Origin of the sequence: Nocardioides sp., assembly GCF_047607365.1 — a bacterium.
Classification (GTDB): Bacteria; Actinomycetota; Actinomycetes; order Propionibacteriales; family Nocardioidaceae; genus Nocardioides.
In genome coordinates, this window is record NZ_JASGDD010000075.1 from 1 (window position 1) to 7,573 (window position 7,573).

At 71.2% G+C, this 7,573-nt stretch carries 7 protein-coding genes and 1 pseudogene; 3 read left to right on the forward strand and 5 right to left on the reverse strand.

Annotated elements, in window-relative coordinates; all coding sequences use genetic code 11:
* Together QM572_RS06075 and QM572_RS06080 are read left to right on the forward strand one after the other, a co-directional pair.
* A pseudogene (locus tag QM572_RS06075) lies at positions 1-763 on the forward strand (hypothetical protein); the annotation flags it as partial.
* A 44-nt stretch (positions 764-807) separates the two neighbouring features.
* Positions 808-1,698, forward strand: coding sequence for a hypothetical protein (locus tag QM572_RS06080; RefSeq protein ID WP_415091100.1), 891 nt, complete (start codon positions 808-810; stop codon positions 1,696-1,698).
* On the opposite strand, the gene QM572_RS06085 is transcribed toward QM572_RS06080, so the two are convergent.
* The 5 genes from QM572_RS06085 to nrdR all read right to left on the reverse strand — a co-directional run bounded on the left by QM572_RS06085 (position 1,652) and on the right by nrdR (position 7,031).
* A complete protein-coding gene (locus QM572_RS06085) occupies positions 1,652-1,960 on the reverse strand; it encodes a hypothetical protein (protein ID WP_415091102.1) in 309 nt (102 codons plus the stop codon). The genes QM572_RS06080 and QM572_RS06085 overlap by 47 nt on opposite strands.
* Positions 1,957-2,232 carry a SemiSWEET family sugar transporter gene (locus QM572_RS06090; protein ID WP_415091104.1) on the reverse strand — a complete coding sequence of 92 codons (276 nt, stop codon included), beginning with the start codon at positions 2,230-2,232 and terminating at the stop codon, positions 1,957-1,959. Before QM572_RS06090 ends, QM572_RS06085 begins: the two co-directional genes overlap by 4 nt.
* Before the next feature lie 51 nt (positions 2,233-2,283).
* Positions 2,284-3,339, reverse strand: coding sequence for a DUF2510 domain-containing protein (locus tag QM572_RS06095; protein ID WP_415091106.1), 1,056 nt, complete (start codon positions 3,337-3,339; stop codon positions 2,284-2,286).
* Between the two features lie 109 nt (positions 3,340-3,448).
* Positions 3,449-6,388: a vitamin B12-dependent ribonucleotide reductase gene (locus QM572_RS06100; protein WP_415091108.1), complete on the reverse strand. Its 2,940-nt coding sequence runs from the start codon at positions 6,386-6,388 to the stop codon at positions 3,449-3,451.
* A 139-nt stretch (positions 6,389-6,527) separates the two neighbouring features.
* Positions 6,528-7,031 (reverse strand): transcriptional regulator NrdR, encoded by a 504-nt coding sequence (gene nrdR, locus QM572_RS06105; RefSeq protein ID WP_415091110.1) that lies wholly within the window; start codon positions 7,029-7,031, stop codon positions 6,528-6,530.
* Between the two features lie 242 nt (positions 7,032-7,273).
* On the opposite strand from nrdR, the gene QM572_RS06110 reads away from it, so the two are divergent.
* Positions 7,274-7,573 (forward strand): hypothetical protein (locus tag QM572_RS06110; protein ID WP_415091112.1); only part of this gene is annotated, 300 nt, incomplete at its 3' end.

The window sequence follows — 7,573 nt, forward strand, 5'->3', positions numbered from 1 at the left end:
CCGCGCCGAGGCCGACCGCGCCGCCGCCGCCGTCCTCGCCGAGGCGCGGGCCGAGGCGGCCGAGCGGATCGCGGACGCCCGGGAGCAGGCACGACTCCACCTCGTCGACGCGGCCGAGCATGTGGAGCGCGGCCGGCAGGCGGTGGCCGAGCTGATGGCCGACGCGGAGCGCGAGCGGGAGCGGCTGGCCACCGAGGGCGCCGAGGCGGCCGCGGCCCACCTGCGACAGGCCCACGCCGAGGCGGAGGCGCACACCGCGCAGACCCACCAGGCCCTGGAGGAGGCCCGCGCCGGCCACGAGGCCGGTGCCCAGGCCCGGGAGGCGGCCGCGCTCGACGCGGTCCGCCTGGCGCGCGAGGAGGCCCTGCGCATCACCGAGGCCGCACGGCAGCGGGCCGCGCACCTCGTCGAGGAGGCGGAGCAGGCCGCCGTCGCCGTCGAGGCGCGCGCCCGGCGCCGGGTCGAGGAGGCGGAGGCCAGCGCCACGCTGCTCCGGCAGAACGCCGTCGAGGAGTCGGCGCGTCGCCAGCGCGAATTGCAGGAGGAGGCCCGGCGTACGCGTGCCGACGCGATGGACTACCTTACGGCCGCACGGGCCGAGGCGGACGTCATCATCGCGAACGCCCACGCCTCCGTCGCGGACACCCAGGCCGAGCTCGAGTCTCTCCGATTGAGACGGGATGCGATCACCAAGGAACTCGGGCAGCTCTCGGGCGTTATCTCTGCGCTGGCTGTTCCCACCACCTCTGACCAGCCGTCCTGATCACCCCTACACTGTCCCCCGCCCCCAATGAGAGGAAGCCGGCGATGACCGAGCAGCCGTCGCAGTTCACCTTCGTCCGTCGTGGCTACGACCCGGAGGAGGTGGACCAGCGCTTTGCCGAGTTCGCGCGCGCCATCAAGGAGCTCGCGGCACAGCGCGATCAGCTGGCCATCCAGCTGAAGACGCTCCCGAAGACCGCGCCGGCCGCTCCCCCGGAGCCCGCGAAGCCGGCCACCTTCGAGCACCTCGGCGAGCGGATCGGGACCATCCTCGGCATGGCGCGCGACGAGGCCGAGGAGCTCAAGGCCCGGGCCCAGGCCGAGATCGCCGCCGTGCGCGCGGAGCACGACGCGCACGTCGCGGCCACCAAGAGCGAGGCCGACTCCTACGCCGCCGGCCTGCGCCAGGACGCCGAGACCGAGCACAAGCGCACCATCGCCGACGCCCGCCGCCAGTCCGACGAGATCCTCGACGCCGCCAAGCGCGACGCCGACGCCCGGATGAACGAGGCGCAGGCCGTCTACGAGGAGCAGCGCGCCACCGCCGCCCAGGCCGCGGCCGACTTCGAGAAGACCCTCAACGACCGGCGCACCCAGCACGAGGCCGAGTTCGCCGCCTCGGTCGCCGAGGCCAATGCCCGTCTCGACCACGCCAACAAGCTGGTCGACGACGCCCGCGCCGAGGCCGAGCACCTCCGCAAGGAGGCTCAGCAGGAGTCGCGCCGCACGATCGACAACGCCGAGCTCGAGGCCAGCTCGATCGTCTCCGAGGCCAAGGCGCTCGCCGCCCGGGTGAAGTCCGACTCCGACCGCGAGGTCGCGGCGGCCACCCAGCGTCGCGACTCGATCAACGCCCAGCTCGCCAACGTCCGCCAGATGCTCGCGACGCTCACCGGGCAGGCGCAGCCGACCGCTCCGACGGACCCCGCCGAGTAGCGCGAGCGGACCGCAGCCGCAGCGCGAGGATCGTCGCGCAGATCGGCGTGATGATCAGGTTGGGCACCCCCACGGCATAGTGGTGGGTGCCCATCCCGTAGACCACCCACGCCGTCCCCTGGATCGTCGCGATCGTCCACGTTGGGATGCTCAGCGAGCGCATCGCCCGGTGGTCGTGGCGCTGCCCGACGGTCCGGCCCGCCTGCGGCAGGAACTGCGCGACGTCGATGATCCCGACGAGCCAGGCGAGCACCGCGCTCATCGGGCCGCCCGCTGCCGGGCGCCGAGCACCACCGCGACGATCGCGGTCGCACAGACCAGGTTGACCGCCCCCGCCAGCACGACCGGCGGTGCCTCCGTGGTCGCCCCGTAGGTCACCAGCAGGACGTTGAACACCACCGCGATGGCGTACGCCGTCAGGCTGATGCCCGCCAGCGCGGCCGCCTCGTGCCGGGCCCTCCAGGCTCGCAGCGCCTGGGGGATCCACATCGTGGCGGCGCCCGCACTGCCGACGTACCCGACCGCCTCGATCACGCGGGCCAGCCTACGGGCGGTCCGATGGGCGTCCCCGGGAGCTCAGCGGCGTCAGCGGCAGGTGCCGGCACCCGCCACCGCCAGGCCGGCGAGATCTCCAGCGCCGTAGCTCTTCTTCCCGACGTTGTCGGCGAACATCAGCTCATCCGGGCTGGCGACGTGGTCGAGCCCGAGGACGTGCCCGAGCTCGTGCATGACGATGGCGCGCTCCTCGTCGACCCGGCCGGCCGCGCTCATCGCCGCGAAGGCCCGTCCGGAGAGGGCGATGGCGCCGGTCACGTAGCGGGTGTCTCCGTCCGGCTCGATGACCTCGAGGCTTCCTCCGACTCCGGCCACGTCCTTGTCGAACTCCCGCTCGCCGAGCTGGCGCACCTGCGCCGCGGTGGCGAACGTGATGAGCACCGGACGCTCGTCCTGCCCGCTTCGCCGGGACTCCCACGTGTCCGCGACCAGCCCGCCGTACTGGAACTGCAAGCCGGACGCGGTCTGGGCCGCGGCCACCGCGGAGTGGATGAACTGCTCGTAGTTCGCAGGCGCCCCGTCAGGGTTGATGACGTAGCCGATCGTCCGGCACGGGTCGTACCGCGTCGGGGCTCCGGCATCGTCCTCGGCGAGGAATCGGTAGTCGTTCGACGCGACGGCCGGTGTGACCTCGGCGAGCACGCGCTGCGGCTGCCGAATGCCCGTCACCTGCCGGAAGGCATGTCCCGCGTCGCCCGGCGCGAAGGCGAGAACGGCCACGGCCCCGGCCGCGACCAGGGCGAGGATGACCGCCACGATGACGACCCGCTTGAAGACTCGGCCGCGTCGCGGACGGGCGGCGTTGCGCTGGCGGCGGGGGCGACGGGATCCGCGACCGCCGCCCGTGGTGTCGTGGCCGGCCGCCAGCCGCATCCGGTCGTTGGCGTATTTCGTCCACCGCTCGCCGTCGAACCAGCGCTCCTGGTCGCCGCCGGGGGTGGCGTACCACCCCGCCGGGGCGGTGAGCGTGCCCGGCGCCGGCCTCCCGCCCTGACCGGGCCGGGTCACGCCGGTCCAGCGCGTCCCGTCGTGCCAGCGCTCGGCGACGCCGTCGGGAGTGGGGTACCAGCCGGGTGGTGTGGTCACGCGGCGATGCTAGTGGTCGTCGCCGTGCCCGACATGACTGCTGGCGAAAGCCCGGCGGATCCGAGGATCCGGGGACTTTCGCCAGCAGTTGTCGGTGCGACTCGGGCGGTCAGCTGCAGCCGCTGGTCGAGCCGCAGCCCTCGCAGACGTAGCAGCTGCCCGCGGGGCGCATCTTGGTGCCGCAGGTGAAGCAGAGCGGGCTGTCGATGGCGCTGCCGCTGATGAGCTCGAGGAGCTCGGCGGTGGTGTGGGCCGCCTTGGGGGCCTCGACCGCGGCGGCGGTCACGGCCTCCTCGGCGGGCGTCTCGACGGCGTCGAGCTCGGCGTCGCTGAGGACGTGGGCCTCGGCAGCCGGGGCGGCGGCCTCGACCGGACGGGACAGCTCGACGCCCGAGGCGAGGAGCTCGCTGGCGTTGCCGGTCTCCTCGAGGGGCTCGTAGGAGCCGGTCTCGAGGTAGCGCTGACGCTCGTCGGCGGTGTAGATGCCGAGCGCGGCGCGCTGGTCGAACTCGAGGTAGTCCAGCGCCAGGCGGCGGAAGACGTAGTCCATGAGGGACTGCGACATCCGGACGTCGGGGTCGTCGGTGAGACCGGCCGGCTCGAACCGCAGGTTGGTGAACTTGGAGACGTAGGTCTCCAGGGGGACGCCGTACTGCAGGCCGATGGAGACGGCGATCGAGAAGGCGTCCATGACACCGGCCAGGGTCGAGCCCTGCTTGCCGAGCTTGAGGAAGATCTCGCCGAGCGTGCCGTCGTCGTGGGCGCCGGAGGTCATGTAGCCCTCGGCGCCGCCGACCGTGAAGGAGGTGGTGCGGGAGACGCGGGACTTCGGGAGGCGCTTGCGGGTCGGCGCGTAGACGACCTTCTCGACGACCTTCTCGACCACGGCCTCGGCGTCGGGAGCCGCCACGTTGGAGTCCTTGCCCTTGTTGTCGCCCTTGCCGTCCGACAGCGGCTGACCGACCTTGCAGTTGTCGCGGTAGACGGCGGTCGCCTTGAGGCCGAGCTTCCAGGAGTCCATGTAGACCTGCTCGATCTCCTCGACGGTCGCCGTCTCCGGCAGGTTGACCGTCTTGGAGATGGCACCGGAGAGGAACGGCTGGGTGGCCGCCATCATCCGGACGTGGCCCATGGGCTCGAGGGCGCGCTTGCCCATGGCGGTGTCGAAGACCTCGTAGTGCTCGGTCTTGAGGCCGGGCGCGTCGACGACGTGACCGTTCTCGGCGATGTAGCTCACGATCGCCTCGACCAGCTCGTCGGAGTAGCCCAGCTTGCGCAGGGCGCGCGGGATGGTGAGGTTGACGATCTGCAGCGAGCCGCCGCCGACGAGCTTCTTGAACTTGACCAGCGAGAAGTCCGGCTCGATGCCGGTGGTGTCGCAGTCCATCATGAAGCCGATGGTGCCGGTGGGGGCGAGCAGCGACGCCTGGGCGTTGCGGAAGCCGTTGGCGGCACCGAGCGCGATGACGTCGGCCCACGCCTTCTCGGCCGCCTTGATGACGGGCGAGTCGACGAAGTTGACCGAGCGGATCGCGTCGCTGGCGGCCTGGTGCTTGCGCATGACGCGCTGGTGGGCCTCGGCGTTGCGGGCGTAGCCGGCGTACGGGCCGACGACGGCGGCGAGCTCCGCGGAGCGCTTGTAGGCGGCACCGGTCATGAGGCTGGTGATGCCGGCGGCGAGCGCACGGCCGCCGTCGGTGTCGTAGCCCAGGCCGAGCGCCATCAGCAGCGCGCCGAGGTTGGCGTAGCCGATGCCCAGCTGGCGGTAGTCGCGGGTGGTCTGGCCGATCGCCTCGGTCGGGAAGTCGGCGAAGGAGATGGAGATGTCCATCGCGGTGAAGATCAGCTCGGAGGCCTGCTGGAAGCGCTTGACGTCGAAGGTGTCGTCGTCCTTGAGGAACTTCAGCAGGTTCAGGGACGCGAGGTTGCAGGAGCTGTTGTCCAGGCTCATGTACTCCGAGCAGGGGTTGGACGCGGTGATCCGGCCCGTCTCGGGGTTGGTGTGCCAGTCGTTGATGGTGTCGTCGTACTGCAGGCCGGGGTCGGCGCACTCCCACGCGGCGACGGCGATCTTGTGGAAGAGGCTGCGGGCGTCGACCTCCTCGATGACCTCGCCGTGCTTGCGGCCACGGAGGGCGAACTTCTCGCCCTTCTCGACCGCCCGCATGAACTCGTCGGTCACGCGGACCGAGTTGTTGGCGTTCTGGTACTGCACCGAGGTGATGTCACGGCCGCCGAGGTCCATGTCGAAGCCGGCGTCGCGCAGCGCGCGGATCTTGTCCTCCTCGCGCGCCTTGGTCTCGACGAACTCCTCGATGTCGGGGTGGTCCACGTCGAGCACGACCATCTTGGCGGCGCGACGGGTGGCGCCACCGGACTTGATCGTGCCGGCGGACGCGTCGGCGCCGCGCATGAAGGAGACCGGGCCGGACGCCGTGCCTCCGGAGGAGAGGAGCTCCTTGGAGGAGCGGATGCGGGAGAGGTTGAGGCCAGCACCGGAGCCGCCCTTGAAGATGAAGCCCTCCTCCTTGTACCAGTTGAGGATCGAGTCCATCGAGTCGTCGACGCTGAGGATGAAGCAGGCGCTGACCTGCTGCGGGGACGCGGTGCCGACGTTGAACCAGACGGGGCTGTTGAACGCGAAGTACTGGTGGACGAGCAGCCAGGTGAGCTCGTGCTCGAAGACCTTCGCGTCGGCCTCGGTCGCGAAGTAGCCGTGCTCGCGGCCGGCCGCGGTGTAGGTCAGCACCACGCGGTCGATGAGCTGCTTGAGGCTCCACTCGCGAGCATCGGTGCCGACGGCGCCACGGAAGTACTTCGTCGTGACGATGGTCGAGGCGTTGATCGACCAGAAGTCGGGGAACTCGACCCCGAGCTGCTCGAAGACGGTCTCGCCTGTCTTCCAGTTCTTCTGGACGACGTCGCGGCGCTCCCAGGTGATCTCGTCGTAGGGGTGCACGCCCTCGGTGCTGAACACCCGCTCGATGGTCAGGCCGCGCGCGGCCTCGCCGGCCGCGCCGCTCGCGGTGTCGATGGATCCCTCGGTCATTCCTCAGTCCCGTCTGTGAGGTTCGTTGTGTGGTGCTGGTGTGGTGATCTGGTCGGTGCTGGTGCTGCGTGGGGCGCTGGTCGTGGTGTGGGGCCGGGCAGGTCGCTTCCCCACAACCTGCCCGGCCCCGTCTGGGGGCTCAGCCGGACGAGGCCGGGCTGAGCAGTGCGCGAGCGTCTGCGAGCGCGCCGATGACCAGCCGCTCGCTGCGCAGCGCGGCGATCTCATCCTCGAAGTCGTCGGCGGACTCGAACTGGCGGTAGACGCTGGCGAAGCGGAGGTAGGCCACCTCGTCGAGCCGGCGCAGCGGCCCGAGGATCGCCATCCCCACCTCGTGGGCGGGCACCTCGGCATAGCCGCTGACGCGCAGCGCGTCCTCGACCTCCTGGCCGAGGCAGGCCAGCTCGTCCTCGCTGACCGGGCGGCCCTTGCAGGCCTTCCGGACGCCGGCGATGGCCTTGTCGCGGTTGAACGGCTCGGTCGCACCGCTGCGCTTGAGCACCGTGAGCTGCATGAGCTCGACGGTGGTGAAGCGCTTCTCGCAGCTCACGCACGTACGACGGCGACGGATCGAGCCGCCGTCGTCGGCCACCCGGGAGTCGAGGACCTTGGTGTCGGTGTGCCGGCAGTAGGGGCAGTGCATCGCGGTCTCACTCCTTTCCGGATGAGGCTCCGAGCGCCGCCTCCGGCGCCGGATGGGGATGAGCATGTGGAGAACCGGTGCATAACCGGCGTCGCCTTGTGAACTAGATGTGGAGAACTACATCGTTGTAACTACTAGATGTAGTGGTAACCCTAAACCCGCCCTCCCAGCGCTCGTCAAGCGCATCGAGCCCGTGTTCGGCGTGTCGCGCGGGAAAGATCCGATTCGGCACAATGTCTCCCATGGGAGCGCGAGGGAAGCGGGCGGGAGACCGGCCCGCGAGGCCGCTCCCCCGGCGGGTGATCGCGCTCGCCGCGGGCGCCGCCGTCGCGTTCACGCTCTGGGTCTACCTCGTCTCCTCGGCCATCCACTTCGGTTCGCGAGCCCGCGGCGGCCACGCCGGCGACTGGTGGCTGATGGGCGCCATGACCGTCGGCGCGATCGCCGCGCTCTTCGTGGCGCTGATGCTCGGGGTCCAGGCCGCCCGAGCGCTCGGGGTGCTCCCCGCGCCGGCGGCGGAGGAGCCCCGTCCGCCGCGCACG

Bases quoted from the DNA above. Each gene is read 5' to 3' on its own strand.
- QM572_RS06080 (WP_415091100.1), top strand. From the start codon at position 808: ATGACCGAGCAGCCGTCGCAGTTCACCTTCGTCCGTCGTGGCTACGAC.
- QM572_RS06085 (WP_415091102.1), bottom strand. From the start codon at position 1,960: ATGAGCGCGGTGCTCGCCTGGCTCGTCGGGATCATCGACGTCGCGCAG.
- QM572_RS06100 (WP_415091108.1), bottom strand. From the start codon at position 6,388: ATGACCGAGGGATCCATCGACACCGCGAGCGGCGCGGCCGGCGAGGCC.
- nrdR (WP_415091110.1), bottom strand. From the start codon at position 7,031: ATGCACTGCCCCTACTGCCGGCACACCGACACCAAGGTCCTCGACTCC.